Source organism: uncultured Allobosea sp., assembly GCF_945956895.1.
Classification (GTDB): domain Bacteria; phylum Pseudomonadota; class Alphaproteobacteria; order Rhizobiales; family Beijerinckiaceae; genus Allobosea.
In genome coordinates, this window is sequence record NZ_CAMFJF010000014.1 from 59,536 (window position 1) to 85,511 (window position 25,976).

Below are 25,976 nucleotides of genomic sequence, written 5' to 3' on the forward strand. Positions count from 1 at the left end.
ATGACGGAGGGACTGTATTTGGGCTGCGATTTCTCCCGAAATTTTCAGAGAATGCTTAAGGCCGCTCTAACGGAACGGTGCAGTAATTTGCTCTCATAGGGTGTATAATTTCAAAATATTGAATAAATTCTTCCTAAGGTTGTATTTTGTGTCGGACTTGCAGCCTCTCCACGCGGCTTTCCGTGGCTGATTCTAGCCTCAGTCGAGGGGAGGCGCCGCTATTCCGCCGCGCGCTTCAGCTCCAGCCCCTTGGCGAAGGGCAGCTTCGGCTCGCTTTTCTCGTCGTCGAAATCGAGCGCGCCGATCTTCTCGGCGCGGCTGGTGACCTTGCCGGCCGAGGTCTTGATCTGGCCGACATCGTCCTGCGCCTGCCGGAAATGAGTGTCGAGCTTGTCGACGCGCTCGCCGAGCCGGCGCACATCGTCGAGCAGCTTGCCGACCTCGCTCTGGATCACCTGCGCCTCTTCCCGCATCCGGGCGTCGCGCACCAGCGACTGCATCAGCTGGATCGCCAGCGCCAGCAGTGACGGCGAAACGATCATGATGCGGGCGCGGTGCGCCCGCTGCACGACATCGTCGAAATGCTCGTGCAGATCGGCATAGATCGACTCGGACGGAACGAAGAGCAGAGCGAGATCCTGCGTCTCGCCCGGCAGGAAATAGCGCTCGGCGATGTCCTTCACATGTACGCCGACATCGCTGCGCACGCGCTGGCCCGCGGCCTTCCTGGCGTCGTCGCCGCGCGCCTCGCGCAGCAGCGTGAAGCTCTCCAGCGGGAACTTGGCGTCGATGACGAGCCCGCGCCCGTCGCCGGGGAGCGTGACGAGGCAGTCTGGCCGCTTGCCATTCGACAATTGCGGCTGGAAGGCGAAGAAGGCGGCGGGCAGGCCGTCGCGGATGATCGCCTCCATCCGCCCTTGCCCATAGGCGCCGCGCGCCTGCTTGTTGGCGAGCACGTCCTTGAGCGTCACGACCTCGGAGGTCAGGTCGGTCAGGTTCTTCTGAGCATTGTCGATCACCGCCAGCCGCTCCTGCAGCTTGCCGAGGCTTTCGGTCGTCTGCTGGACGTTGCGTTCGAGTCCCTGGCCGACTTTATGGCTCAACCCGTCCATCCGCTCGGCGACGAGCCGCGCGAGATCGCCCTGCCGGGTCGACAGGATCTCGGCCATCGATTGCATCCGGCCGGCAAGCTCCGCCTGCTGGCGGTTCATCTCCGCGACCTTGTCGTCCATCTCGCGTGCGCGCTCGGCCGCCATCGCGACTTCGATCGCGCGGCTCTTGCCGCCGCGCCAGCCGGCAATCACCGCCATCAATAGCAGGATGAGACTCAAGACCCCGAAGCCGAGTGCGGCCTCGGCCCAGGTCACCGGGCGTTCCAGCAGGGTGAAGGCGATCTCGTTCATGCGCGGGAGCCTAGCCGATTCGGCAGGGGATGGCGAACGAAAGCGGAACAGTTTGACCGTCTGCCCACAAATGCTTATGTCCCGGGTTCAACAGCTCTTTTCCCTTGGAATCCCATGGCCATTCGCCCGCTCGTCATCCTGCCCGACGCCCAGCTTCGCCTCGTCTCGAAGCCGGTCGAGGCCGTCACGCCCGAGATCAAGGCGCTGGTCGCGGACATGTTCGAGACGATGTACGACGCGCCGGGCATCGGGCTCGCGGCGATCCAGATCGGCGTGCCGCTGCGCGTGGTGACGATCGACCTGTCGAAGCCCGAGGCAAAGGAGGGCGAGGAGCCCGAGCCCCGGAAGCCGCAGGCCTTCATCAACCCGGAGATCACCTGGTCTTCGGAAGAGTTCAGTGCCTATGAGGAAGGCTGCCTCTCGATCCCCGAATATTACGAGGAGGTCGAGCGCCCCGCCGAGGTCAAGGTCCGCTACATGGATCTCGACGGCAAGACGCACGAGATCGCGGCCGATGGCCTGCTCTCCACCTGCCTGCAGCACGAGATCGACCATCTCGACGGCGTGCTCTTCATCGACCATCTCTCGCGATTGAAGCGCGAGCGCGTCACCAAGAAATTCGCCAAGGCGGCCAAGCGCGAGCGGGCTGCGTAAGCTTCGTGAATTGGCACTGGTCATCCCGGACGCAGCGAAGCGGAAATCCGGGACCCATGCCTGAACATTGGCCTGAAGCGCTCAGGCATGGATCCCGGGTCTCCCTTCAGTCGCCCGGGATGACATTCGTTTATAGGTAAGGTCGAGCGTATGAGTTTGCGCGTCATCTTCATGGGCACGCCGGATTTCGCCGTGCCGGTGCTGACCGAGATCGTCGGCCAGGGGCATGAGGTCGTCTCCTGCTATACTCGCGCTCCGGCGCAGGCCGGGCGGGGCCTCGAATTGAAGCCCTCGCCGGTTCACCGTGCCGCCGAACGCTTCGGCATCCCGGTCTTCACCCCCGCCACGCTGAAGACGCCGGAACAGGCCGAGATCATCGCCTCGCACCAGGCCGATGTCGCTGTCGTCGTCGCCTACGGCATGATCCTGCCCCAGGCGATCCTCGATCTGCCCGAACTCGGCTGCCTCAATCTCCATGCCTCGCTGCTGCCGCGCTGGCGCGGCGCCGCGCCGATCCAGCGTGCGATCATGGCCGGCGATACCGAAAGCGGCGTCTGCGTGATGAAGATGGAAGCCGGCCTCGATACCGGCCCCGTCGCCATGGTCGAGAAACTCACGATCGGCCCGGACATGACGGCCGGCGAACTGCACGACCAGTTGAGCCCTCTCGGCGCCGATCTGATGGTGCGCGCGCTCGCAGCACTCGGCCGCGGCGGGCTGCAGTTCACGCCGCAGCCGGAGGAGGGCGTAACCTATGCCAGCAAGATCACGAATGCCGAGGCCAAGCTGAGCTGGGCGCTGCCGGCCCAGCAGGTCCATGATCTCGTGCGCGGCCTCTCGCCCTTCCCGGGCGCCTTCGCCGAGATCGATCTCGGCAAGGGGCCGGAGCGTTTGAAGATCCTGCGGACGGCCCGCGCCGGCGGTGCGGCCGAGCCCGGCACGCTGCTCGACGACGAGGGCACCGTCGCCTGTGCCGTCGGGGCGGTGAAGCTGCTGCAGGTCCAGCGCGCCGGCAAGGCGCCGATGAGCGGGGCCGAGTTCCTGCGCGGCGCCCGGCTCGGAGCCGGCGGCAAGCTCTGAACCGATGACCTCACCCTCAACGCGGTCATCCCGGGCGCAGCGAAGCGAAGACCCGGGATCCATGCCGGAACCTTCATCGGCAGCGCTCCGGCATGGATCCCGGATCGGCGCGGCTTCGCCGCCTGTCCGGGATGACGGCGCAGGGGAGAGCGTCTGATGCCGCGCTACAAGCTCGTCATCGAGTACGACGGCACGCCGTTCTCGGGCTGGCAGCGCCAGCTCAACGGCCCGTCCGTGCAGCAGAGCGTCGAGGAGGCGGTCGAGGCCTTCTGCGGCCACCCCGTCCGTTTGCATTGCGCCGGCCGGACCGATGCCGGCGTCCACGCCACTCATCAGGTCGCCCATGTCGATATCGATAGGGAGTGGCGCACCGATGTCGTGCGCGACGCGACCAATGCCCGGCTGAAGCGGATTCCGGTCGCCGTGCTCGGCGCCGAATTGGTGCCCGACGATTTCGACGCCCGCATTTCGGCGCGGCGTCGCTATTACGTCTACCGCATCCTCGACCGCCGGGCGCAGCCGGCTCTGGAGCGCGAGCGGGTCTGGCATGTGCCGGTCAAGCTCGATCACGAAGCGATGGATCGCGCCGCCAAGGCGCTGCTCGGCCAGCACGATTTCACCACCTTCCGCGCCGCCGAATGCCAGGCCAACAGCCCGATCCGCACGCTGGATCGTTGCGATGTCCGCCGCGAGGGCTCCGAGATCGTGGTCTATGTCCATGCCCGCTCGTTCCTGCACCATCAGGTCCGCTCGATCGTCGGCTGCCTGAAGATGGTCGGGATGGGCCGCTGGCCGGAGAACAAGGTCGGCAAGGTGCTGGCGGCGCGCGACCGTTCGCAATGCGCCGCGCTGGCGCCGTCCTGCGGGCTCTATCTCGCCGGGGTCGACTATGTGGAACAGCCAGCCTGAGGCCGGAGCGCTTCAGAACAGGCCGAACAGCCTCGTGACGCCGTAGTCGAGCATAAGGCTGGCGGCGACCAGGGGCAGGGCGATGCCGCGCAGTTCCGGCCCGAACACGGCCTGCGCCACGCAATAGCGCAGCCTCATGACGATCGCGGCGAAGAAGACGGATTGCACGACGGCCAGCGCCGGCGGCGCCCAGCCGATTGCGAAGACCGTCGCAGGAACCGCCATCAGGCTGGCCGAGACGATGCCGGCCCAGTTCCAGGCGATCACGAAGCTGGTGAAGCGTGGTGTCTGCGCGAGCCGCGGACGCAACGCGACCAGCAGGGTCGGTACGGCGAGGATCGCCAGCGCCAACGCCGCGAGTACCGAGAGGGCGAGGGCTGGTGCGGTGAACAGCCCGGCACTGTTCGGTAACCCAGCGATCAACCGTACCGCGGCGAGGATGGCGATCGTCGCTGGCAGCATCAGCGCAAAGGCGAGGAAGGAGCGCCAGAATCCGTCCCGCGTCAGGTCGAGCTCGGGCAGGGCCTCCGCCCCGTGGGTCATCAGGTGCCAGGAGCCGCGCAGTGAACGCGCGATGTCATCGGCGGCCAGCCTCATCACGGTCTCCATCATCTGCGATCTTAGACTTTCGTCTAATGGAGATAATGGACCCTTGTTCCGAGGCGTCAAGCCCGCTGCTGCGCCGTAAAATAGCTGGCGAGTAAACGCTGCGTGATCCGCTGGAGCGACACCAGGTCGGCGACGGCGACGGATTCGTCGATCTGGTGCATCGTCTTGCCGACGACGCCGTATTCGACGACGGGGCAATAGCTCTTGATGAAGCGCGCGTCCGAGGTGCCGCCCGTGGTCGAGAGCGCCGGGCGCTTGCCCGTCTCGGCCTCGACGGCATCGGCGACGAGCGCGACGAAGGGACCGGGCTCGGTCAGGAAGGCGACGGCATTGGTCGGCTGGACCTCGAGCGTGTAGCGCACCTGATTGCCGGCAGCCTCGCGCAGGCGCCGTTCAAGCTCGGCTGCAAGCGTGTCGGGCGTCCAGGTGTCGTTGAAGCGGATATTGAAGGCCGCCTTCGCCTGCGCCGGGATGACGTTGGTCGCCGGGTTGCCGACATCGAGCGTCGTCACCTCGAGATTGCTCGCATCGAAATGCTGCGTTCCGCCGTCGAGTGGCGTGGCATCGAGGGCGGCAAGCAAACGGACCATGCCGCGGATCGGATTGTCGGCGAGATGGGGATAGCCGACATGGCCCTGCGTACCCTGCACGGTCAGCTTGCCGCTCAGCGAGCCCCGCCGGCCGATCTTGATCATGTCGCTCATCGCGGCCGGATTGGTCGGCTCGCCGAGGATGCAATGGTCGAAGCGCTCGCCGCGCTCATGCGCCCAGGCCAGCAGCTTGACCGTGCCGTTGACCGAGGGGCCTTCCTCGTCGCCGGTGACCAGGAAGGCGATCGAGCCGGGCGCATTCGGATTCTCGCGCCGGTAGCGGATTGCGGCTGAAACCATGGCGGCAAGCCCGCCCTTCATGTCGCAGGCGCCGCGTCCATAGAGCGTGCCGTTCTCTATGGCCCCGCCGAAGGGCTCGCGCGTCCAGGCGGCTGCGTCGCCGACGGGCACGACATCGGTATGGCCGGCGATCACGAAGACCGGCGCGGTGTCGCCTATGCGGGCGTAAAGGTTCTCGACGTCGGGCGTGCCGGGCTCGCTGAAGACCGGGCGATGCACGGTGTAGCCCTCGGCCGACAGCACGGCGTCGAGCAGCGCGAGCGCTCCGCCTTCCTCGGGCGTCACCGAGGGGCAGCGAACCAGCGCCTGCGTCAGGGCTACCGGGTCGGTCGGGTCGAAGGGAAGGGCGGGGGCGGAGTTGGGGGCGGCGCTCATTCCGCCGCTTTAGAGCATCGGCCCGAAAAGTGGAACGCGGTTTTCGGACAAAGCCGATGCAAAATCAAAGAGCTAGGGCATCGGACTGAATACGATGTTCAGTCCGATGCTTTAGCACCCGCTGCCGTGGCCGCAACCCCGTCCTCTTCCACCGCGGACGGCATCAGGCCGAGATCGATGAAGGCGACGACTCCGGCCATGGTCGAGATCGCTTCCAGCGACGGGCGCCAGCCGATCGAGAGCAAGGGTCGCAACTGGTCCGGCAACACGATCGCGCAGACCAGCAGGATCCCGAACAGTGACGTGCTGCCCCGGTCCGTGGCGCGCTTTGCTGCCAGCGCGGCCCAGGGGAGCAGTGCGAGCGACTTCGCGACGGTGACGATCTCCAAAGCATCCTGGGGGGGCGCCAGAAGCTGCGCGGTGCGCTGGATGGCCAACAGCGTCAGCGCGACCGCGATGCTGCCGAGCCAGAAGGTCCGCAATCCGATGCGGCCATGGAAGTCAGTGAACAGGCGGACCAGGGACATGCTGCAAGCTCCGATGGTCAGTTGTCGCATGGTCAGCGTCGGGGTTGAAGCACATGGTGAATAAAGGGTTAATGAGGCGCTTGAGAGTTTATCTAGGCTCAAAAAGGGCTTGAACGGTGCGAGGCTGGCCGTTAGCTGCGGGATGCGCGTCGCTGTTCGGCACGCGGCCTGCCGTTCCCCGTATCGTGAAGAGCTGTTGAAGGGCGCGTTCGCGCGACCCCAAGTGAGGTTTCGAGCATGACCATCCGCTTCCATCGCGGCGACCTGCCGGACGGCTACGATGCCGGGTCGAGTGTTGCGATCGACACCGAGACGCTCGGCCTCAATCCGCATCGCGACCGGCTCTGCGTCGTCCAGCTCTCGCGCGGCGACGGTACTGCCGATGTCGTGCAGATTCCGAAGGGTGGCGAGCGTCCGAAGAACCTGATCCGTCTGCTCGAGGATCCGGCGGTACTGAAGCTCTTCCACTTCGCCCGCTTCGACGTCGCCGTGCTCAAGCACGCCTTCGGCGTGGTCACGACGCCGGTCTACTGCACCAAGATCGCCTCGAAGCTGACCCGCACCTATACCGACCGGCACGGGCTCAAGGACCTCGTGCGCGAATTGCTGGGCGTCGAGCTCTCCAAGCAGCAGCAATCCTCCGACTGGGGCGCCGATACGCTGAGCGAGGCGCAACTGGCCTACGCCGCCTCCGACGTGCTGCATCTCCATGCACTGCATGATAAGCTGGAGATCATGCTCGCGCGTGAAGGGCGCCGGCATCTCGCGCAGGCCTGTTTCCAGTTCCTGCCCTATCGGGCCGAGCTCGATCTCGCCGGCTGGGGTGAGACAGACATTTTCGCGCACGCTTGACAATTTCTAAGGCTTCTTGCGTCAGTCTGCGCGCGGGTGAAGCGCGCGATGGCGCGCCTGCCCCGCATGGGCGAGCTGCGCGGGGGCGCGATGTGGCCTGTCCTGTGACACGAAAATGCCGTGAGCGGCTGCCATTGCGCGGGGCATGACTTTGGCAATGACCTTCAACGACCCGGCAGCGAGGCTGTCCGCGCAGGCATTGCGCCGGCGTGCGGCCTTTGGCGCGGCGCGACGTCACACGCGGCTGGTGCATATCCTGCGCCGGGTGATTCCCGTCGCCGCCGTCGTGCTCGTGCTGGCGCTGGTCGTGATTCCCTTCCTTGCCCCGCTCGGCGGCAAGCTGGCCAATGTCTCGGTCAGCTCCGTCGGCATCACAGGCGGCAAGGTCAGGATGGAGACGCCGAAGCTCTCGGGCTACCGCAAGGACAACCGGCCCTACCAGGTTACGGCCGTGAACGCCTTCCAGGAAATCAAGAATCCGACGCAGATCGAGCTGCAGAGCCTGACCGCGCGCATCCAGATGGAGCGCGAGGGCATGGTGACGGTGAACGCGAAGACGGGCCTGTTCGACACGCAGAAGGAGAAGCTGCGCCTCGTCGATGACGTCAAGATCCGCACCGAAAGCGGCCACGACATGCAGATGCGGGTCGCCGATGTCGACTTCAAATCCGGTACGGTCGTCTCGAAGGAGCCGGTCAAGGTCAGCCTTGGCGAAACGACGGTGGACGCCAACACCCTTGACGTGAAGAACAATGGCGAGTTGATCGTCTTCGAAGGGCGGGTGCGGGCCTTCATTCGCAATGCGCCGGCAGGTACGATCGCCGGCCCCGAGCGCGAGGGCAGCAGGCCGATGCCGGAACTGCTGAACGCGAATCGGGCGGCCCCTCTAGAGGCTGCGCCGGCAGACGGCCCCGGGAATGGGAAGAGACAGTGACATGACCATGGTTGGCCAGATGCTCCGTTTCGCGCATGCCCGCGACGCCGCGCTGTTGCTTGCGGCAGGCTTTGCGCTGCTCGGTGCGCCGCAGGAGGCCTTCGCCCAGGCGGCGCAAGGCAAGGCGCGCGGCGGGAACGCGTCCTCGCCGCTCGGCGGCCTCGGCGGCGACAGCAAGGAGCCGATCAAGATCGACGCCGACAAGCTCGATGTGCTCGACAAGGAGAACAAGGCGATCTTCTCCGGCAATGTCGTTGCTGTGCAGGGCGAGACGACGGTTCGCTGCACCGTGATGACCGTGCTCTACGAGGGGCGCGGTGGTCCGGGAGGGCGCGGAGCCGCGCCGGCTCCGGCTCCGGCCGCGACGGGAGCCGCCGGCTCTCCGGGCAATGACAGCTCGATCAAGCGCATTCTGTGCAAGGGCCCGGTCACGGTGGTCTCGAAGACGCAGGCTGCGAGCTCCGACAATGCCGAGTTCGACCGGGCCAACAATCTGGTCATCATGACCGGCAATGTCGCCCTCAACGACGGGCCGAACATCACCCGCGGCGAGAAGCTGACCTACAATACCGTCACCGGCGTCGCGAATGTCGAGACCGGAAAGGGCGGGCGCGTGCAGGGCCTCTTCGTTCCGAATTCGGCCGATGCCAATAAGGATGCCAACAAGAAGGATGCAGGCACTCCTGGCGCCAAGCCGGCCCAGCCTGCTCCCAAGCCCACCAACTGATTGTGCTGCAGTGACTGTTTCCGAAGCGCCACGTCCTACGGCCGCGCCGGCGCGGCCGGCTCCGCGCCCGCAGCAACCGGGCGTCTTCGGCCGGCTGCGCGGTCTTTTCGGTAATCGCGGGAAGGCCAGGGAGGGAGGGCTCCAGGCTGGGTCCAGGGTCGCCGCCATCGGCGGGCCGGGCATCCTTGCCGTCGCCGGCCTGCGCAAGAGCTATGGCGGGCGCGCCGTCGTCTCGGAGGCGAGCCTCTATCTGCGCCAGGGCGAGGCGGTCGGCCTGCTCGGCCCCAACGGCGCCGGCAAGACCACGATCTTCTACATGATCACCGGGCTGGTCGCGGCCGATGCCGGCATCATCTCGCTCGAAGGCGACGACATCACCGCCTTGCCGATGTACCAGCGCGCGCGCCTCGGCATCGGCTACCTCCCGCAGGAAGCCTCGATCTTCCGCGGCCTCTCGGTCGAGGACAATATCCGCTCGGTGCTGGAAGTGGTCGAGCCCGATCGCAAGGCGCGCGAGCGCCAACTCGACCAGTTGCTCGAGGAATTCACCATCTCCCGCCTGCGCAAGGCGCCCTCGATCGCGCTCTCGGGCGGCGAGCGCCGCCGCTGCGAGATCGCGCGTGCGCTGGCCGGCAAGCCCTCCTTCATCCTGCTCGACGAGCCTTTCGCCGGCATCGACCCGATCGCCGTCGGCGACATCCAGGCGCTGGTGCGGCAATTGACCGATCGCGGCATTGGCGTGCTGATCACCGACCACAATGTCCGCGAGACGCTCGGTCTCGTCGACCGCGCCTATATCATCCATTCCGGGCGCGTGCTGACCGAAGGCTCCCCGGCCGAGATCATCGCCAACCCGGATGTCCGGCGCGTCTATCTCGGCGAGGATTTCCGCCTCTGAGGCTGCTGATTGTCGCGTGGAACCACTGCGTCATCCCGGACAAGCCGCGAAGCGGCGCCGATCCGGGATCCATGTAGGGCTCCGGAGCTTTGCGATGGATCCCGAGGCAAGCCCGGGATGACGGTGTAGTTTCGCAAGTGCGCGGCGCTCTAAGATGGCTTGGCCATGGCGTCGCGGATTTGCTGCGACGCAGCATTTTCTGCGCGCAGGCGTGGCTGGGCCTTTGACGCGGCGGTGAGCCGGCGCTAGTGTCCCTTTCGCAAGCAAGAAGCGTGCCGAGGGCGCGCGAGCGAGAAGGGCCTTTCGCGCATGGCGATGATGCCGCGCATGGAGCTGCGCCAGGGACAGTCCCTGGTGATGACGCCGCAGCTGCTGCAGGCGATCAAGCTGCTGCAGCTCTCCCATCTCGAACTCCAGAATTTCGTCGAGGGCGAGCTCGAGCGCAATCCGCTGCTGGAGCGCGACGAGGCTGCCGATGGGCCGATGCGCTCCGACGAAGGCGACAGCCCGCACGCAGCCGATGCCGAGAGCTTTGCCAAGGCCGAGAGCCTGAATACGCAGGAGGGCATGGAAGGCCGGCTCGGTACCGGCCTGGACAATGTCTTCCAGAACGAGCAGCCCACCCCGGCACGCAGCGAGGCCGGCGGCGCCGACAGCCTGCCGATCGTAGGCGGCGCCTATGGCGCGACGGGCGGTTCCTTCGACGGCGACCCCGAAGGCTTCGAGAGCAGCCTGACAGCGGACGCCTCGCTCCACGACCATCTGATCGCGCAGCTCGATCTCGCCGTGGTCGAGCCGGGCGAGCGCATCATCGGCCGCCACATCATCGATGCCGTCGACGACAGCGGCTATCTCGGCGAGCCTCTTGCGGAGATAGCCGAGCGACTCGGCGTTGGCGTCGGCCGGGTCGAAACCGTGCTGCAGATCGTCCAGAGCTTCGATCCTTCCGGTGTCGCCGCCCGCAATGTCGCGGAATGCCTGGCCATCCAGCTGCGTGACCGCGACCGTTTCGATCCGGCAATGCAGGTGCTGGTGGCGAACCTGCATCTCGTCGCCAAGCGCGATTTCGCCGCGTTGAAGCGCATCTGCGGCGTCGATGACGAGGATATCGCCGACATGGTCGGCGAGATCCGCCGCCTCGATCCCAAGCCCGGCCGCGCCTTCGGCGGCTCGGCCGCCGAGACGGTCGTGCCGGATGTTTTCATCCGCGCCGCGCCGGACGGATCCTGGCTGATCGACCTTAACCCCGATACCTTGCCGCGCCTGCTGGTCAACCAGACCTATCACGCGCGGGTCTCCAGGGCTGCCCGCAACGAGGTGGAGAAGGCCTTCATCGCCGAATGCCTGCAGACGGCGAACTGGCTGACCCGCTCGCTCGAGCAGCGCGCCCGGACGATCCTGAAGGTCGCGAGCGAGATCGTGCGCCAGCAGGACGGGTTCTTCGCCCATGGCGTCGAGCATCTCAGGCCGCTCAACCTCAAGACCGTGGCCGACGCGATCGGCATGCACGAATCGACCGTCTCGCGCGTCACCTCGAACAAATACCTGACCTGCTCGCGCGGGGTCTTCGAGATGAAGTATTTCTTCTCGGCCGCGATCGCCGCGACCGGCTATGGCGAGGCGCATTCGGCGGAAGCGGTGCGGTTCCGGATCAAGCAGATGATCGACGACGAGGCACCCTCGGCGGTTCTCTCGGACGACGCCATCGTCACCCGGCTCAAGGATGGCGGCATCGACATCGCCCGGCGCACCGTGGCGAAATATCGCGAATCCCTCAGAATCCCGTCCTCGATGGAGCGCCGGCGCGAGAAAGTCGCGATGGCGGCGGCCGAGCGCTAAAGCGGAAGCGCTCCAGAGCGGCCACGTATCTGCGTCATGATTGCGCCGGCTCATTGACAACCCCGACTCCCGGTTCTTAGCTCCTGTAGATGGCCGTACAGGGCCATGGCTAAACAAGGGGAAGCACTCCATGAGCTTGCGAATCTCCGGCAAGAATCTCGATGTCGGCGAGGCCCTCCGCGGTCAGGCCGAGGAGCGGGTCGCTGCGGCGGTCAGCAAATATTACGAGGGTGGCTACCAGGGCCACGTCACGGTCGACAAGGACGGCACCGCCTTCCGGACCGACGGCGTCCTGCACCTGTCCTCCGGGATTACGCTGGAAGCCTCCGCCACCGCCCACGATCCCTACGCCAGCCTCGACAAGATGGCTGAGCGCATCGAGAAGCGGCTGCGGCGCTACAAGCGCCGGCTTAAGGACCGTTCGAGTGCCAATGGCCGTGACGTGGGAATCGAAATCCCCAGCTATGTGATCGCCGCTCCAGACGATGATATCGAGGATTTCGATGGGGTTACGGCTGGCGATAACCCGGTGATCGTCGCGGAATCGACCAAATCCCTGCATGTCAGGACGGTGGGCGATGCCGTGGCCGAACTCGACCTCACCGGCGCGCCGGTCATTGTCTTCCGCCACGCTGGCAATGGCCGCATGAACATCGTATACCGCCGCCGCGACGGCAATATCGGCTGGATCGACCCGCCGGCATCGCTGTCCTGAGGCCGGCGGGCGATCCGCTCAGGCCGTCGAACCTGACCCGTGCCGACGCAATTCGGCCGGCACGGGACATGCATGGACGGGCGAATGACGCTGACCGATCTCCTGAGCCCTGCTGCGGTGATTTCGCCGCTGCGGGCCAACGGCAAGAAGCAGGCTCTGCAGGAGCTTGCACAGCATGCCGCCACGCTGACGGGCCTGCCGGACCGAGAGCTTTTCGAAGCCCTGCTCCAGCGCGAGCGTCTTGGCTCCACCGGAATCGGTGAGGGCATCGCGATCCCGCACGGCCGAATGCCTGGCATCGACCGTCTCGTCGGCCTCTTCGCCAAGACCGAGAAGCCGATCGATTTCGACGCGCTCGACGGCCAGCCGGTCGACATCATCTTCGTGCTGATCGCGCCAGAGGGCGCTGGCGCGGACCATCTCAAGGCGCTCGCCCGCGTTGCGCGCGTGCTGCGCAACCAGTCCGTTCTGGATCAGGTCCGCAAGGTCCGCGACCCCGCGGCGATCTACGCGATCCTCGCCGAATCGGCCGCGCAGGCGGCTTGAACACGCCGTCATGCTCGGGCTTGACCCGAGCATCTCGTGCCGGACGAGCCTCTTCTTTTCTAAGATGCTCGGGTCAAGCCCGAGCATGACGATACTGGCGCCGTTCGGAACGATGCCGATGCCAGTCTGGATTCCCTAAAGACTGCTTGGATGATCCCGACCGACGGGCTATGACGCCGGCTGGATCGGCGCCGCGTCTTCCATGTCTTGATCGCGGCGCAACTTGTTTCGGAGCCGCTGGTCATGGCCTATACGCATGTCGATCTCTTCCCGCTCGGCGAGGACACGACGCCTTATCGCAAGCTGGGCAGCGAGGGCGTCAGCGTCGAGAAGATCGGCGACCGCGAGGTCCTGAGCGTCTCGCGCGAGGCGATCCGCCAGCTCTCCGAACAGGCCTTCATCGACATCAACCATCTGCTGCGCCCCGGCCATCTCGCCCAGCTCGGCAAGATTCTCGACGATCCCGAGGCGACCTCGAACGACAAGTTCGTCGCCTATGATCTGCTGAAGAACGCCAATATCGCGGCCGGCGGCGTGCTGCCGATGTGCCAGGACACCGGCACCGCCATCATCATGGGCAAGAAGGGCCGCAAGGTCTGGACCGACGGCGAGGACGAGGCCGCGCTCGGCGAGGGCGTGGCGGACGCCTATTTCAAGCGCAACCTGCGCTATTCGCAGCTCGCGCCGCTCTCGATGTTCGAGGAGAAGAACACCGCGACCAACCTGCCGGCGCAGATCGACATCTATGCCGAGGGTGAGGACGCCTACAAGTTCCTCTTCGTCTGCAAGGGCGGCGGCTCGGCCAACAAGACCTTCCTCTACCAGGCGACGCCATCGCTTCTCACCAAGGACCGCATGATGGCGTTCCTGAAGGAGAAGATCCTGACGCTCGGCACCGCCGCCTGTCCGCCCTACCATCTCGCCATCGTCATCGGCGGCACCTCGGCCGAGCAGAACCTCAAGACGGTGAAGCTCGCCTCGACCAAATACCTCGATGCGCTGCCGACGAAGGGCTCGCCCTCGGGCCACGCCTTCCGCGACATCGAGATGGAGGAAGAGGTCCACAAGATGACGCAGGCGCTCGGCGTCGGCGCGCAGTTCGGCGGCAAGTATTTCTGCCATGACGTGCGCGTCATCCGCCTGCCGCGCCACGGCGCCTCGCTGCCGATCGGCCTCGGCGTCTCCTGCTCGGCCGATCGCCAGGCCAAGGGCAAGATCACCAGGGATGGCATCTTCCTGGAGGCGCTGGAGACCGATCCGTCCAAGTACCTGCCGGATGTCGACGAGGCGAAGCTTGGCGGCGATGTCGTCAGGATCGACCTCAACCAGCCGATGAGCGAAATTCTCGCCACGTTGTCGAAGCATCCGGTCAAGACGCGCCTGTCGCTGACCGGCACCATCGTCGTCGCCCGCGACCTCGCCCATGCCAAGATCCGCGAGCGGCTGGAGCGCGGCGAGGGCATGCCCGACTATTTCAAGAACCACCCGGTCTATTACGCCGGTCCGGCCAAGACGCCTGAGGGCTTCGCCTCCGGCTCCTTCGGCCCGACCACGGCCGGCCGCATGGATTCCTTCGTCGACCAGTTCCAGTCCTTCGGCGGCTCGATGGTGATGCTGGCCAAGGGCAATCGCTCGGCAGCCGTGCGCGAAGCCTGCAAGGCCCATGGCGGCTTCTATCTCGGCTCGATCGGCGGCCCGGCGGCGCGTCTGGCGCAGGACTGCATCCGCAAGGTCGAGGTCCTCGAATATGCCGAACTCGGCATGGAGGCGGTCTGGCGGATCGAGGTCGAGGATTTCCCCGCCTTCATCGTCATCGACGACAAGGGCAACGACTTCTTCAAGGAGCTGAACCTCGGATGAGGCTCGCGCTGTCCTTGGGGATGCTTCTGCTTGCCGGCCCCGTGCTGGCCCAGCAGCAGCTCCCGGCAACCTGCTCGCGCGACCTGTTCCAGAACGAGGCCGGTTTCCGCGTCCAGCAGACGCGGCTTGCCGGTGTGGCGAACGCCGACCAGGCGACGCAGTGCCGGACCTTTCGCGAGCATGTCGCCTATCTCCAGAAGGCCCGTTCGGTCTTCGCCACCTGTCAGGACGGCGCGGAGCGCGCGCGCAATGTCGCGGAGATGGATTCCCAGCTGGTGAACTACCGCGCGCTGATCGCCAATCGCTGCGGCGGGCGGTAAGAGCCTTCTGAGACACGCGAAAGGCGTTCCATGACCGACCAGCAGCCGCCGCTCCAGATCGCCGTCGTGCCGGTGACGCCGTTCCAGCAGAATTGCTCGATCGTCTGGGAGCCGAAGTCGAACGAGGCTGCGATCGTCGATCCCGGTGGGGACGTGCCGCGCCTGCAGGCCGCCATCAAGGAACTCGGCGTCACGCCGGTCGCGATCTGGCTGACCCATGGCCATCTCGACCATGCTGGCGGTGCGACCGAACTGGCCGAAGCGCTGTCGATTCCGATCATCGGACCGCATGAGGGCGACAAGCCTCTGCTCGACGCCCTGCCGGAGCAGGGCCTGCGCTTCGATATCCCCGGCATGAAGGCGGTCGCGCCGACGCGCTGGCTGAAGGATGGCGATACGGTCACGCTCGGCGACCTCGCTTTCGCGGTCGCGCATGTGCCGGGCCATTCGCCGGGCCATGTCACCTTCTTCCAGAAGGACCTGCGCTTCCTGCTGGCAGGCGACACTGTCTTTGCCGGCTCGGTCGGCCGTACCGATTTCCCCTATGGCGACCATGAGGCGCTGATTTCGGGGATCAAGACCAAGCTCCTGCCGCTCGGCGACGATGTCCAGTTCCTGCCCGGCCATGGCCCCGCGAGCACGCTCGGCGAGGAGCGGCAGAACAATCCGTTCCTGCAGGGCTAATCACAGCCGTCATTCTCGGCCGAAGCGAAGCGGAGAGCCGAGAATATCTGGCCGGAAGGGGGCCTCCTTCTGCTGGAGATGCTCGGGTCAAGCCCGAGCATGACGCTTGAGGCAGGCCCCGGAAACGCCAACGGCCATGCAGCGGAACGGTGCGCGTACATCCGGCGTCACACGTTCGGCTCATGGCCGTCTTCACGGGCACTGGAGGGCCGTGGAACGCCCTCGACATCGCCGTGAGCACAAGATGGGGAGGGCTTCTCCCGATTACAAGCCCTCGGTCGAAAAAGATCTGCGCCACACGTAAAGCGCGTCCGGTTCGCCTTCAACATTGCGCCTGCCGTCGTTGAGATCGACGAGGCGGAAGCCGTGGCGCTCGTAGAAGGCCCGCGCGGCCGTGTTCCGCTGGAAGGTGAACAGGCTGAGCTGCTCGGGGCTGCGCTCCTTGGCCTTCGCGAGCAGCAGCGTGCCGATGCCGCGGCGAAAATACCCAGGCAACAGATAGAGCTGGTCGAGCTCCTCGCCGTTCAGCGTCGCAAAGCCGAGGATGCGCCCGGCCTCGCGCGCCACCCAGGTCTCGCCGGTTGCCAGCATCACGGTCGCGATCCAGCTCCGCACCGCCTCGTCGCTGTGGCAGCGGCGCAGATAGGGCAGGGCGGCGGCGCGCGAGGCGAGATAGAGCGTCGCGATCTCCCCGGCATCGCGGGGAGAGGCGGGTTCGATCGCGATCGTCGGCGTCGCCGGCACGGGGCGCCTCAGGCGTCGAAGACGCCCAGCAGGAAGTCCTGCTTGCCGATCTGGAAGCCGTTCTGGCGCAGGATGTCGTAGGCCGTCGTGGCGTGGAAATAGAAGTTCGGGATGGCGAAGCGGGTGAGATAGGCCTCGCCCGTCATCGTCACGGTCGCCGAGGGGCCGCGTGGGAAGGTAACCTCGCGGGCAAGCCCGGCATCGAGCGCGGCGCCATCGGCGGCAGCGACGAAGGCGAGCGTCTTGGCGATGCGTTCCTTCAGCTCCGGGAAGCTCTTCTCCTCGTCGGGGAAGCGCGGGTTCTCGCCGCCCGAGAGGCGCGCCACCGCGTTCTTGGCGAAATCGCAGCAGAGCTGGATCTGGCGGGTGAAGGCCAGCATGTCCGGCGCGAGCCGGGCGGAGAGCAGCACTTCCGGCTGGATCTTGCGAGTCTCGGCCTGTTCCACGGCCTTGTCGAGAATGGCGTCGAGCGCCTTGAGCGTCTGCACGAAGCCGGAAAGGGCGGCGGCCTTGACTGTGAGCGTCATGATGTCCTCGGAAACAACAACGGGCCCGGAAAGGGCCCGCTGCGTAAAGCTATAGAGGAGAATTTTCTGCTGCGCTCTGCACACAAGAGGTTGTCGGCAATGCGCTGCGGAGAGGCAAGTGGCGGTGCTTTCGAGAACCGGAGCGGAGCGTACTTCAGTACGTGAGCGCCGGAAGTGCAGAAAGCGCCGTCAGTCGACCGCCGCAGCAGCGTTGACGGCGGCTTCTTGGATCAGTCCTTCGCGCGCTCGACATAGGAGCCGTCGGCCGTCATCACGACGATGCGGGTGCCGACGCCGACATGCGGCGGCACGGCGCTGCGCACGCCGTTCGACAGGATCGCCGGCTTGTAGGAGGAGGAGGCCGTCTGGCCCTTGGTCACCGGCTCGGTCTCGGCGACTTCGAGCGTGACGCGCTGCGGCAGCTCGATCGCAACGGCCTTGTCCTCGAAGACCGAGAGCGAGACCTTCATGTTCTCCTGGAGATAGGGAGCAGCGTCGCCGATCACGTCCTTATCGACATGGATCTGGTCGTAGGTCTCCGGGTTCATGAAGACGTACTGCTCGCCGTCCTGGTAGAGATAGGTGAAGTCGCGATCCTCGACATAGGCGCGCTCGACCTGCTCGGTCGTCTTGTAGCGCTGCGTCATCTTGGTGCCGTCGGAGATGCGGCGCATGTCGATCTGCGTCGTCGGGGTGCCCTTGCCGGGGAAGAAGCTCTCGGCCGAGATGACGGTGCAGAGATGGCCGTCGAGCTCGAGGACGTTGCCCTTGCGGACGGAAGAGGCGATGACCTTGACCACGTGAATGTCCTTGCTGGTGCGCGGCGTTCCCCCGCGCCAAATCTAAAATTCAGAGCATCGCTCTCGCGAAAAACCGGTTCCCACTTTTTCGCGCGATGCTCTATGCGAATTCTGTCGCCGCGCAACTACCGCATTCGCGCGCGAAACGAAAGCTTTCCGACGCATTCGACGCGAGATTCGATGAGTTCATCCCCGACGCCGTTCTGGCGGCCCGATATCCATGCCGACCGCCGCCCGGCCCTGCTGGCGCGCGGGCGGATCAAGACGGCGCTGCGCCGCTGGTTCGAGGCCCGCGACTTCACCGAGGTCGAGGCGGCGATCCTGCAGCTCTCGCCCGGCAACGAGACGCATCTGCACGGCTTCGGCACGACGCTGATCGACAATGCCGCAGAGCCGCATCCCTATTACCTGCATACCTCGCCGGAGTTCGCCGCCAAGAAGCTGCTGGCGGCCGGGGAGACCCGCATCTTCGATTTCGCCCGCGTCTTCCGCAATCGCGAGCGCACGGCGCTGCACCATCCCGAATTCACGATGCTGGAATGGTATCGCGCCGGCGAGGACTACGAGGCGCTGATGCAGGATTGCGCGGCGTTGCTGGCCGAGGCTGCCCGCGCCGCCGGCGCCACGACGTTGCGCTGGCGCGGCATCGAGGCCGATCCCTTCGCCGAGCCCGAGCGATTGACGCTGCACGACGCCTTCGCCCGCCATGCCGGGATCGACCTGCTCGCGACCGTCTCGCCCGACGGCAAGACAGACCGGGCATCGCTGGCAGTACAGGCCATCGCCGCCGGCATCCGCCTGGCCGAGGACGATAGCTGGTCCGACATCTTCAGCCGCGTGCTCTCGGAGCGCATCGAGCCGCATCTCGGCCGCGGCCGCGCCACGATCCTCTGCGAATACCCGATCAGCGAGGCGGCGCTCGCGCGGCCCAAGCCCGGCGACCCGCGCGTGGCCGAGCGCTTCGAGTTCTATGCCTGCGGCGTCGAGCTCGCCAATGCCTTCGGCGAACTCACCGACCCGGCCGAGCAGCGCCGTCGCTTCGAAGCGGACATGGACGAGAAGGAGCGCATCTATGGCGAGCGCTATCCTGTCGACGAGGATTTCCTGGAAGCGCTGGCGCTGATGCCGGCGGCGTCCGGCATAGCGCTCGGCTTCGACCGGCTCGTCATGCTCTGCGTGGGCGCGCGCCGGATCGAGGATGTGCTCTGGACGCCGGTCGCGGAACCGGGCAGGGGATGGGCATGACCGTTCACCAGCCCCCCGGAGGCCAGCCGCTGCGCAGCATCGACGCGCTCGTGGAGGCCGGCCTGACCGCGCCCGCGCGCCGCGACGCCTTGCAGAAGGTGGCGGAACGCTATGCCGTCTCGGTGACGCCGGCCATCGCCGGGCTGATCGATCCGACTGATCCAGTTGATCCCATCGCGCGCCAGTTCATTCCCGATACGGCCGAACTGGTGACGCTGGCACAGGAACTCGCCGATCCGATCGGCGACGATGCTCATTCGCCGGTCGAGGGCGTGGTCCATCGCTATCCTGACCGCGCGCTGCTGAAGCTCGTCCATGCCTGCCCGGTCTATTGCCGCTTCTGCTTCCGGCGCGAGATGGTCGGCCCCGGTGGCGATGCTTTGACCGGCGCCAAGCTCGACGCCGCGCTCGCCTATCTCGCCTCCCGTCCCGAGATTTGGGAAGTGATCATGACCGGCGGCGATCCCTTTATCCTCTCCGCTCGCCGCGTGCGTGAGGTCGCGAAGCGCCTGGCCGCGATCCCGCATATCAAGGTCGCGCGCTGGCATACCCGCGTGCCCGTCGTCGATCCCGGCCGGATCACGCCGGATTATGCGAGGGCGCTGCGCATCCCCGGCAAGGCGAGCTATATTGCGATCCACGCCAACCATCCGCGCGAGTTCACCGATGACGCCCGTGCTGCGATCGCGACGCTGGCCGATGCCGGCCATGTGCTGCTGAGCCAGTCCGTCCTGCTCAGGGGTATCAACGCCGATGTCGAGACGCTCGGTGCCCTGATGCGCGCCTTCGTCGAGAACCGCATCAAGCCCTATTACCTGCACCATCCCGATCTCGCGCCCGGCACCTCGCATTTCCGGCTGACGCTGGAAGAAGGGCAGGCGCTGGTCAAAAGCCTGCGCGGCAACCTTTCCGGGCTGTGCCAGCCGACCTATATCCTCGACATCCCCGGCGGTGCCGGCAAGATTCCGGTCGGCCCTGCCTTCCTTTCCGGTTGCGAGACGCCCGGCGTGGAAGCGGTCGCCGAAGACCGTCACGGCAGGCAGCATCGCTACCCGCCGGCCTGAGACAAGGACATTGATATGCAGGACAAGCTGCCGCTCGCGATCGTCTCCGACATCGCCTGCCCCTGGTGCTTCATCGGCAAGACGCGGCTGGAGACGGCGCTGGAGCGCTACGGCCTGAACGAGCGCTTCGCCATCACCTGGCTGCCCTATGAGCTGAATCCGGAAATGCCTGAAGAAGGCATGGACCGCACGCAATATCTCGAAGGCAAGTTCGGCCCCGGCAAGCGCAAGGAGATCGAGGTCCGGCTGTCGGAGGCGGCGCTGGAGAGCGGCGTGACCTTCAACTGGGCGAAGGTGACGCGCAGCGTCAACACCCGCATGGCCCATATGCTGGTCGCGGCCGCCTCGACCGTGCAGCGCGGCGGGGACATGACCGCCGCCCTGTTCAAGGCCTATTGGCAGGACGGGCGCGATATCGGCGATCTCGAGACGCTGGTCCAGATCGCGGTCGAGCAGGGTTTTGACGAGCAGGCCGCTCGTGACGAACTCGCCAATGACGAATTGCGCGAGACGGTGATCGGGCTGGAGGATCACGCCCGCAAGGTCGGCGTCACCGGCGTGCCCTTCTTCATCGTCGACGGCAAGCTCGCCGTTTCGGGCGCGCAGCCGCCGGAAGTATGGGCCCAGGTCTTCCAGCAGGTTTTCGCGACGCAGGCGCCGCAGGAGTCGCAGTTCTGAGGCGAGGCGGGGGCGGAACCGCCTACCGTCGTCATGCCCGGGCTTGACCCGGGCATCTCGGAAACCAGCCCTTCTCCTCACGAGATTCTCGGGTCGATGCTTCGCTTCGCCCAAGAATGACGGCTTGGTCGCCGCAAGGCTGCAGGTTTCAGAAGCCGAGCATGTGGGTGACGGCCGGCGCGCCGAGCGAGACGCCCGACAGGAACAACAGCAGGAACACGACCTGCCGCATCACGGCCTGCGTGAGCGGCGGCGGATAGCGCCGCGCCAGATGTGTGCCCAGCATCACCGCCGGAATGGCGAAGAGCCCTGACAGCGTCGATGGCGCGGGGATCTGGCCGGTGGCGACGACCAGCCCCGTGCGGAACAGGGCGTTCAGCGCGAAGATCGTGACCAGCGTTTCCCTGACCACGACGAGCGGCATCGGCTGGCGATAGAAGTGGTAAACGAGTGGCGGGCCGGCAGTGGAGAACATGCCGCCCATGATGCCCGCGATGCTGCCGAAGAACAGGAAGCTCGGCGCTTCCGAGGGGCGCTTGAGCGGCTCGGGCTTGCGGGCGAGCTGCAGGCTGGAGATGATGATCACGAAGCCGAGCGCCAGCCTGAGCCAGTCGGCCCGGCTCGCGGCGAGCCATCCCAGCAGATGGAAGCCGATGAACAGGAAAGGCCAGCTCGCGATCAGCACCAACCCGAACTTGCGCCAGTCGACATCGCGCCAGCCCTTGAGCAGCATCTGCGTCGCGTTGACCAGTGTGAGAATACTGACGAGCATCGCCGCATCCGGCAGCGAGAGCAGCCCGGTCAGGCCGACGCCGCCCATCGTGATCAGCCCGAAGGCGAAGCCGGTCAGCGTCTGGACATAGGCCGCCATGCCGGTCAGCAGCAGGAACCCGATCAGGGCGGCCAAGGACATCGTCGGCGTCTCCGGAAGAACGGAGCGTGAGGCCTAGAGGATTGGCCTGAGGGCGGGAACAGATTTGTTGGCAAGGCATCGATGCGTAGAAGGATGTCCTACGCATCGTAGCTGCCGTTCTCGCGCTTGCATCCTCCTTCGAATCGTGCGCCTTCCCTCGAAACTCAGGGAGCCGGTTGATGAACCAGAAGATCAACGATGTCCGCGACCGCCTGATCGTCGCCCTCGATGTGCCGACCGTATGGGATGCCTACCGCCTCGTCTCGACGCTGGGCGACGGCGTCACCTTCTACAAGATCGGCTACCGCCTCGCTTTCGCCGGCGGGCTCGACCTCGCGCGCCAGCTCGTTGCGGAGGGCAAGAAGGTCTTCCTTGACCTCAAGCTGCACGACATCGGCAATACCGTGACCGAGGGCGTGGACTCGCTGACCAAGCTCGGCGTCACCTTCCTCACCGTCCATGCCTATCCGCAGACCATGCGCGGCGCGGTAGAGGGGCGCGGCGATGCCGCCCTCAAGCTGCTCGCGGTCACCGCGCTCACCTCCTATGACGATGGCGACCTGCGCGATGCCGGCTACGGGCTCGCGGTCCGCGATCTCGTGCGCCTGCGCGCCGAACAGGCCCGTACGGCCGGGATCGACGGCATCGTCTGCTCGGCCGCCGAGGCGGAAATCGTGCGCGAGGTGATCGGCAAGGACATGATCATCGTCACGCCCGGCATCCGCCCCTCCGGCAGCGCGGCGGGCGATCAGAAGCGCACGCTCACGCCGGCCGAGGCGATCCGCATCGGCGCCGATCATCTCGTCGTCGGGCGTCCCATCATCCGCGCGGCAGACCCGCGTGCGGCGGCAGGCGCGGTCATGGACGAGATCGTCGCGGCTTCGTAAGCTCCGGAGCATCGGACCGAAAAGTGGCTTCCACTTTTCGGATCAATCCGATGCCCGGACAAAAGAATAGCCTCAGACCCGATTCAAACGACGGATAGCACCATGCCCAAGGGATATGTCATCGGCCGCGCCAAGGTCTCCGACGCGACCAAGTGGGCGGGTTATGCCGCCAAGGCCTCCGAGGTCATGAAGATCTATGGCGGCACGCCGATCGTGCGCGGCGGGCAGATGACGGTGGGCGAGGGCGAAGGCCGCGCCCGCAACATCATCATCGAGTTCAACGACTTCGCCTCGGCGCGCGCCTACCTGTTCTCGCCTGAATATGCCGAGGCGCGGAAGCTGCGCGAAGGCGCCGGCGAGATTGATCTCGTCGCGGTGGAAGGGGCCTGAGCCGTGGCCAAGGGCTACTGGATCGCGCGGGTCGACGTCGAGAACGCCGAGGCCTACGCCAAGTACCGCTCGCTCAATGCCGTGGCCTTCGCCAAATACGGGGCGAAGTTCCTTGTCCGCGGCGGCGAATACAAGCTCGCCCGCGGCGAGGGCCGCAAGCACAACGTCGTCATCGAGTTCAAGGACGAGGAGACGGCCCGTGCCTGCTACGCCTCGCCTGAATATCAGGAGGCGGTGAAGCATCTCAGCGCCGCCGGCCAGTCCGACCTCGTCATCATCGGCGGCTATGACGGCCCGCAGCCGGGCGAGTAGACGCCTGACCTGCGTGCCGTGTCATCCCGGGTCTCCCTTTGGTCGCCCGGGACGACCTCGCGTTCTTGCCAAGAGCCGCAATTGGCGGATTGCCGCCCCGGCCGCCGCAATGCCGATCGCGATGGAAGCGATCAGCGATAGGCAGCGCTTGCCTTTGCAGGCAGACTCCGTCGCACTGTCGTGGTCGTCTCCGCCATTTGGATGACGAAAGGCGCGCGAGAGCTCCCCTAGGTTCCCCCTGGTGATCTGGCGGAGGGGATAGCAGGCGTGCGAGCCGGGCAGGCGCGTGAATTCGTCCCAATCCAGTCCCGACGTCGATATTTCAGCGCGGGCGCAGGGGGAGCGCCGCGTTGCGCAGCAGTGAGACGAGCTGACTTTGCTGGCGCGTGTTCGTCTTCTGGAAGATGCGCGCCAGATGCGTGCGTGCGGTCGAGATCCGGACGCCCTGGGCTTCGGCCGCGTCCGTCACGGAGGAGCCGCTCGCGAGCGCGGAAGCGAATTTGGCTTCGGCGTCGGTGAGGTCGAAGAGCTGGCGCGCGCAGGCGACGAGATTGGTCGCCGTTTCCAGCCGCCGCAGCGCGATCAGCACCTTGCCTGCCGTATGTGCTTGTGCGGCGGAGGAGGGCGCCGGCATGGCGCAGGCCGAAAGCGAATGAGAACCGTCCTCGCCACGCAGGATCATGCTGGCCTGATGATGGGCGAGGGGGTCCTGCGCGCTCCGCAGCGTGTTTTCGACCAATTGCTTGAGCTGGCGCTGGTCGGCCGGCTGGCGTGCGAAGAGGCGGCCCTGGCGCAGGCCTATCGCACTGTCGGGGTCGGCAAGAATCTCGTCGGCGCCCTCGTTGGCGTAGGCGATCCGCATGTCCTGGTCGAGGATCGCGATGCCCATGGCGATCCGGTCGAGCGCGCCGCGCGCTTCGTCCCGCTGGATGGTTACCCGGCCGATATGGCGGCGCAATTCGATGACGCGGCGCAGCACCGGATAGAGCTTTTCGAGCAGGGCGACATCTTCGGCATCGAACCCTTCCTGCTCCCGGCCGCGCTGTACGTCGAAGAACCAGAAGGCTTGCCCGTTCTTGGCGAGCCGGCAGGCCATGCCGCCATACATGTCCTGCGGACGCATCCATTCCTGCCAGACGCGCGTGCTACGCAAGGCCTCCGCGCCGAACACGTCGTGATCATGGTAGACGACGCCGAGCGGAATGTCGCGCAGCGCGTCGCCCACCTCGACGAAGTCGGGGGCGAATTCGCCGAAACAGCGCTCCTGCAGTGCGGGGTCGGGATTGCTCGCATAAGACGCCCAGTCCTCGGGACTGGGGCCGAAACCCGCGAAGCAGGCTTTCGAGCCATTGAACAGCTGCCGCATCGTTTCCGCGGCGGTCTGCATCTGCTCCTCGTCCATCGCTCCGGCGAGCAGCCGGTCGATGGCGGACATGACGGCATCGACATCGGGGCGCGGCATGAGACATCCCGGCTAGCCACGGAGGGCGCACGCATAGTGTGCTCTTTCGAAGTTACCAGCATGGAGTACTCAGGAAAAGTCCAAAAGCATTCCAAACACTTTGACGGGTTCCTACCCGCTTTACCGGCCGCTCAAGGCCTCGATGGCGGCAAGCGTCGGCAGCGCGTCGAAGACGCCATGCCGGATGGTGGTCAGGGCACCGGCTGCGGCCGCATCGCGCAGCGCGTCCGGCAATGGCCGCCCCGCTGCCAGCCGGATGCCCAGCGTGGCGGCGAAGGCGTCGCCGGCCCCCAGCGAATCGACGGTTTCGACCCGAAATCCCTCCTGCATGACGGGAGCGGCGTCGGCCGCCACGGCCATGGCCCCGGCCGCGCCCCGGGTCAGGACGACGAACTGCGGCCCCTGTTTCAGCAGGGCGGGTCCGAACGCCTTTCCGAAGTGCTGCGGCTCGGCGGCTCCGTCCTCATCCCGGCCGAGCGCTGCCGCGAGGCTGCGGGCTTCGGTCTCGTTGACGACGAGGATCGAGGTCAGCGCCAGGATTGCCGCGGGGATCGCACGAAAGGGCGAGGGGTTGAGCAGGGTTGGAACACCCGCCTGCCGGGCCAAGGCGAAGGCCGCCTCGATCGGTGCATCGCCGATCTCGAACTGCGCGGTCACCAGCGCCGCCTTCGCGATGGCTGGTGCCCGCTGTCGGACATGCTCGGCCGAGAGGGCGAAGTTGGCGCCGGGAGCGATGGCAAGGCAGGTCTCGCCCCGCGCGTCCGTGAAGCCGATGCCGCTACCGGTGCTGCCCGTGAGCCGCAGCAGCATCGATTGCGGCAAGCCGGCCCGTTCGAGCGCGGGCAGGGCGAAGCTGGCGGCGAGGTCGTCGCCGACTGCGAGCAGGCCGTCGACCTCGGCGCCGAGGCGGCGCGCCATGATCGCCTGGTTCAGCCCCTTGCCGCCGGGCTCGATCGTCACGATCTCGGCTGCCAGAGATTCCCCCGGCCGCGGGAAGCGGGAGACCTTCGCCGTGCAGGCGACGACGAAGCTCCCGAGCACGAAAACGGCTTTGCCGACCATGACAGTCTCCGGGGATTTGATTTTCCCATTCGCGAACTGCTACGCCGGTTGTGTCACGCTCATGCAAACG

Annotated in this window: 29 protein-coding genes; 19 read left to right on the forward strand and 10 right to left on the reverse strand. The window is 66.3% G+C overall.

Annotation, left to right across the window (positions count from 1 at the left end):
• Positions 1-218: 218 nt before the first annotated feature.
• A complete protein-coding gene (locus tag Q0Q02_RS10915) occupies positions 219-1,403 on the reverse strand; it encodes a DNA recombination protein RmuC (RefSeq protein ID WP_293809281.1) in 1,185 nt (394 codons plus the stop codon).
• 114 nt (positions 1,404-1,517) lie between these two features.
• On the opposite strand from Q0Q02_RS10915, the gene def reads away from it, so the two are divergent.
• The 3 genes from def (at position 1,518) to truA (ending at position 4,046) form a co-directional block, all read left to right on the forward strand.
• Entirely contained in the window at positions 1,518-2,057 is a 540-nt protein-coding gene (gene def / locus Q0Q02_RS10920) for a peptide deformylase (protein ID WP_293809283.1), read from the forward strand.
• Positions 2,058-2,207: 150 nt separating this feature from the next.
• A complete protein-coding gene (fmt, locus tag Q0Q02_RS10925; RefSeq protein ID WP_293809284.1) occupies positions 2,208-3,137 on the forward strand; it encodes a methionyl-tRNA formyltransferase in 930 nt (309 codons plus the stop codon).
• Positions 3,138-3,293: 156 nt separating this feature from the next.
• On the forward strand, positions 3,294-4,046 hold the full coding sequence (truA, locus tag Q0Q02_RS10930; protein ID WP_293809286.1) for a tRNA pseudouridine(38-40) synthase TruA: 753 nt from the start codon (positions 3,294-3,296) through the stop codon (positions 4,044-4,046).
• Positions 4,047-4,058: 12 nt separating this feature from the next.
• Here truA and Q0Q02_RS10935 read toward each other — a convergent pair whose 3' ends face one another.
• The 3 genes from Q0Q02_RS10935 to Q0Q02_RS10945 form a co-directional block, all read right to left on the reverse strand.
• Positions 4,059-4,643, reverse strand: a complete 585-nt coding sequence (locus tag Q0Q02_RS10935) for a hypothetical protein (RefSeq protein WP_293809288.1) — start codon at positions 4,641-4,643, stop codon at positions 4,059-4,061.
• A 68-nt stretch (positions 4,644-4,711) separates the two neighbouring features.
• A complete protein-coding gene (gene dapE / locus Q0Q02_RS10940; protein WP_293809290.1) occupies positions 4,712-5,920 on the reverse strand; it encodes a succinyl-diaminopimelate desuccinylase in 1,209 nt (402 codons plus the stop codon).
• Between the two features lie 98 nt (positions 5,921-6,018).
• Positions 6,019-6,447 carry a DUF805 domain-containing protein gene (locus Q0Q02_RS10945; protein WP_293809291.1) on the reverse strand — a complete coding sequence of 143 codons (429 nt, stop codon included), beginning with the start codon at positions 6,445-6,447 and terminating at the stop codon, positions 6,019-6,021.
• A 237-nt stretch (positions 6,448-6,684) separates the two neighbouring features.
• Here Q0Q02_RS10945 and Q0Q02_RS10950 point away from each other — a divergent pair, with 237 nt between their 5' ends.
• From Q0Q02_RS10950 to Q0Q02_RS10995, 10 genes are all read left to right on the forward strand, one after another.
• Positions 6,685-7,299: a ribonuclease D gene (locus tag Q0Q02_RS10950; RefSeq protein WP_293809293.1), complete on the forward strand. Its 615-nt coding sequence runs from the start codon at positions 6,685-6,687 to the stop codon at positions 7,297-7,299.
• 157 nt (positions 7,300-7,456) lie between these two features.
• Positions 7,457-8,233, forward strand: coding sequence for an LPS export ABC transporter periplasmic protein LptC (lptC, locus tag Q0Q02_RS10955; RefSeq protein WP_293809295.1), 777 nt, complete (start codon positions 7,457-7,459; stop codon positions 8,231-8,233).
• A 1-nt stretch (position 8,234) separates the two neighbouring features.
• A complete protein-coding gene (locus Q0Q02_RS10960; RefSeq protein WP_293809297.1) occupies positions 8,235-8,960 on the forward strand; it encodes an LptA/OstA family protein in 726 nt (241 codons plus the stop codon).
• 10 nt (positions 8,961-8,970) lie between these two features.
• Complete coding sequence (gene lptB, locus Q0Q02_RS10965) at positions 8,971-9,858, forward strand: LPS export ABC transporter ATP-binding protein (protein ID WP_293809299.1); 888 nt, start codon at positions 8,971-8,973, stop codon at positions 9,856-9,858.
• Between the two features lie 309 nt (positions 9,859-10,167).
• On the forward strand, positions 10,168-11,697 hold the full coding sequence (rpoN, locus tag Q0Q02_RS10970) for an RNA polymerase factor sigma-54 (RefSeq protein WP_293809301.1): 1,530 nt from the start codon (positions 10,168-10,170) through the stop codon (positions 11,695-11,697).
• Positions 11,698-11,827: 130 nt separating this feature from the next.
• Positions 11,828-12,412, forward strand: a complete 585-nt coding sequence (raiA, locus tag Q0Q02_RS10975) for a ribosome-associated translation inhibitor RaiA (RefSeq protein ID WP_293809303.1) — start codon at positions 11,828-11,830, stop codon at positions 12,410-12,412.
• Between the two features lie 84 nt (positions 12,413-12,496).
• Positions 12,497-12,958, forward strand: coding sequence for a PTS IIA-like nitrogen regulatory protein PtsN (ptsN, locus tag Q0Q02_RS10980; protein ID WP_293809305.1), 462 nt, complete (start codon positions 12,497-12,499; stop codon positions 12,956-12,958).
• Between the two features lie 243 nt (positions 12,959-13,201).
• The gene (locus Q0Q02_RS10985) at positions 13,202-14,818 is read left to right on the forward strand and encodes a fumarate hydratase (RefSeq protein WP_293809307.1); all 1,617 of its coding nucleotides are present in this window, start codon (positions 13,202-13,204) and stop codon (positions 14,816-14,818) included.
• Positions 14,815-15,138 carry a hypothetical protein gene (locus tag Q0Q02_RS10990; protein WP_293809309.1) on the forward strand — a complete coding sequence of 108 codons (324 nt, stop codon included), beginning with the start codon at positions 14,815-14,817 and terminating at the stop codon, positions 15,136-15,138. Before Q0Q02_RS10985 ends, Q0Q02_RS10990 begins: the two co-directional genes overlap by 4 nt.
• A gap of 30 nt (positions 15,139-15,168) precedes the next feature.
• Positions 15,169-15,822, forward strand: a complete 654-nt coding sequence (locus Q0Q02_RS10995) for an MBL fold metallo-hydrolase (protein WP_293809311.1) — start codon at positions 15,169-15,171, stop codon at positions 15,820-15,822.
• Between the two features lie 264 nt (positions 15,823-16,086).
• Here the strand turns inward: Q0Q02_RS10995 and Q0Q02_RS11000 are convergent, their stop codons facing one another.
• The 3 genes from Q0Q02_RS11000 to efp all read right to left on the reverse strand — a co-directional run bounded on the left by Q0Q02_RS11000 (position 16,087) and on the right by efp (position 17,893).
• Positions 16,087-16,566, reverse strand: a complete 480-nt coding sequence (locus tag Q0Q02_RS11000) for a GNAT family N-acetyltransferase (protein ID WP_293809313.1) — start codon at positions 16,564-16,566, stop codon at positions 16,087-16,089.
• Positions 16,567-16,574: 8 nt separating this feature from the next.
• Positions 16,575-17,093 (reverse strand): DUF1993 domain-containing protein, encoded by a 519-nt coding sequence (locus Q0Q02_RS11005; protein ID WP_293809315.1) that lies wholly within the window; start codon positions 17,091-17,093, stop codon positions 16,575-16,577.
• A gap of 230 nt (positions 17,094-17,323) precedes the next feature.
• Positions 17,324-17,893, reverse strand: a complete 570-nt coding sequence (efp, locus tag Q0Q02_RS11010) for an elongation factor P (RefSeq protein WP_293809317.1) — start codon at positions 17,891-17,893, stop codon at positions 17,324-17,326.
• Positions 17,894-18,073: 180 nt separating this feature from the next.
• On the opposite strand from efp, the gene epmA reads away from it, so the two are divergent.
• Genes epmA through Q0Q02_RS11025 form a run of 3 tightly spaced genes read left to right on the forward strand, consistent with a single transcriptional unit; the run spans position 18,074 to position 20,880 of the window.
• Positions 18,074-19,138: an EF-P lysine aminoacylase EpmA gene (gene epmA, locus Q0Q02_RS11015; RefSeq protein ID WP_293809319.1), complete on the forward strand. Its 1,065-nt coding sequence runs from the start codon at positions 18,074-18,076 to the stop codon at positions 19,136-19,138.
• Positions 19,135-20,202 (forward strand): lysine-2,3-aminomutase-like protein, encoded by a 1,068-nt coding sequence (locus Q0Q02_RS11020; protein WP_293809321.1) that lies wholly within the window; start codon positions 19,135-19,137, stop codon positions 20,200-20,202. Before epmA ends, Q0Q02_RS11020 begins: the two co-directional genes overlap by 4 nt.
• Before the next feature lie 15 nt (positions 20,203-20,217).
• The gene (locus Q0Q02_RS11025; RefSeq protein WP_293809322.1) at positions 20,218-20,880 is read left to right on the forward strand and encodes a DsbA family oxidoreductase; all 663 of its coding nucleotides are present in this window, start codon (positions 20,218-20,220) and stop codon (positions 20,878-20,880) included.
• 148 nt (positions 20,881-21,028) lie between these two features.
• On the opposite strand, the gene Q0Q02_RS11030 is transcribed toward Q0Q02_RS11025, so the two are convergent.
• Entirely contained in the window at positions 21,029-21,793 is a 765-nt protein-coding gene (locus Q0Q02_RS11030; RefSeq protein WP_293809324.1) for a sulfite exporter TauE/SafE family protein, read from the reverse strand.
• A gap of 179 nt (positions 21,794-21,972) precedes the next feature.
• On the opposite strand from Q0Q02_RS11030, the gene pyrF reads away from it, so the two are divergent.
• The 3 genes from pyrF (at position 21,973) to Q0Q02_RS11045 (ending at position 23,382) form a co-directional block, all read left to right on the forward strand.
• Positions 21,973-22,680, forward strand: a complete 708-nt coding sequence (pyrF, locus tag Q0Q02_RS11035; RefSeq protein ID WP_293809325.1) for an orotidine-5'-phosphate decarboxylase — start codon at positions 21,973-21,975, stop codon at positions 22,678-22,680.
• Between the two features lie 102 nt (positions 22,681-22,782).
• The gene (locus Q0Q02_RS11040; RefSeq protein ID WP_291655227.1) at positions 22,783-23,070 is read left to right on the forward strand and encodes a DUF1330 domain-containing protein; all 288 of its coding nucleotides are present in this window, start codon (positions 22,783-22,785) and stop codon (positions 23,068-23,070) included.
• Positions 23,071-23,073: 3 nt separating this feature from the next.
• Positions 23,074-23,382 carry a DUF1330 domain-containing protein gene (locus Q0Q02_RS11045; protein ID WP_257733845.1) on the forward strand — a complete coding sequence of 103 codons (309 nt, stop codon included), beginning with the start codon at positions 23,074-23,076 and terminating at the stop codon, positions 23,380-23,382.
• A gap of 322 nt (positions 23,383-23,704) precedes the next feature.
• Here Q0Q02_RS11045 and Q0Q02_RS11050 read toward each other — a convergent pair whose 3' ends face one another.
• Positions 23,705-24,844 (reverse strand): hypothetical protein, encoded by a 1,140-nt coding sequence (locus Q0Q02_RS11050; RefSeq protein WP_293809328.1) that lies wholly within the window; start codon positions 24,842-24,844, stop codon positions 23,705-23,707.
• 120 nt (positions 24,845-24,964) lie between these two features.
• The gene (locus Q0Q02_RS11055) at positions 24,965-25,906 is read right to left on the reverse strand and encodes a PfkB family carbohydrate kinase (RefSeq protein ID WP_293809329.1); all 942 of its coding nucleotides are present in this window, start codon (positions 25,904-25,906) and stop codon (positions 24,965-24,967) included.
• Between the last annotated feature and the right edge of the window lie 70 nt (positions 25,907-25,976).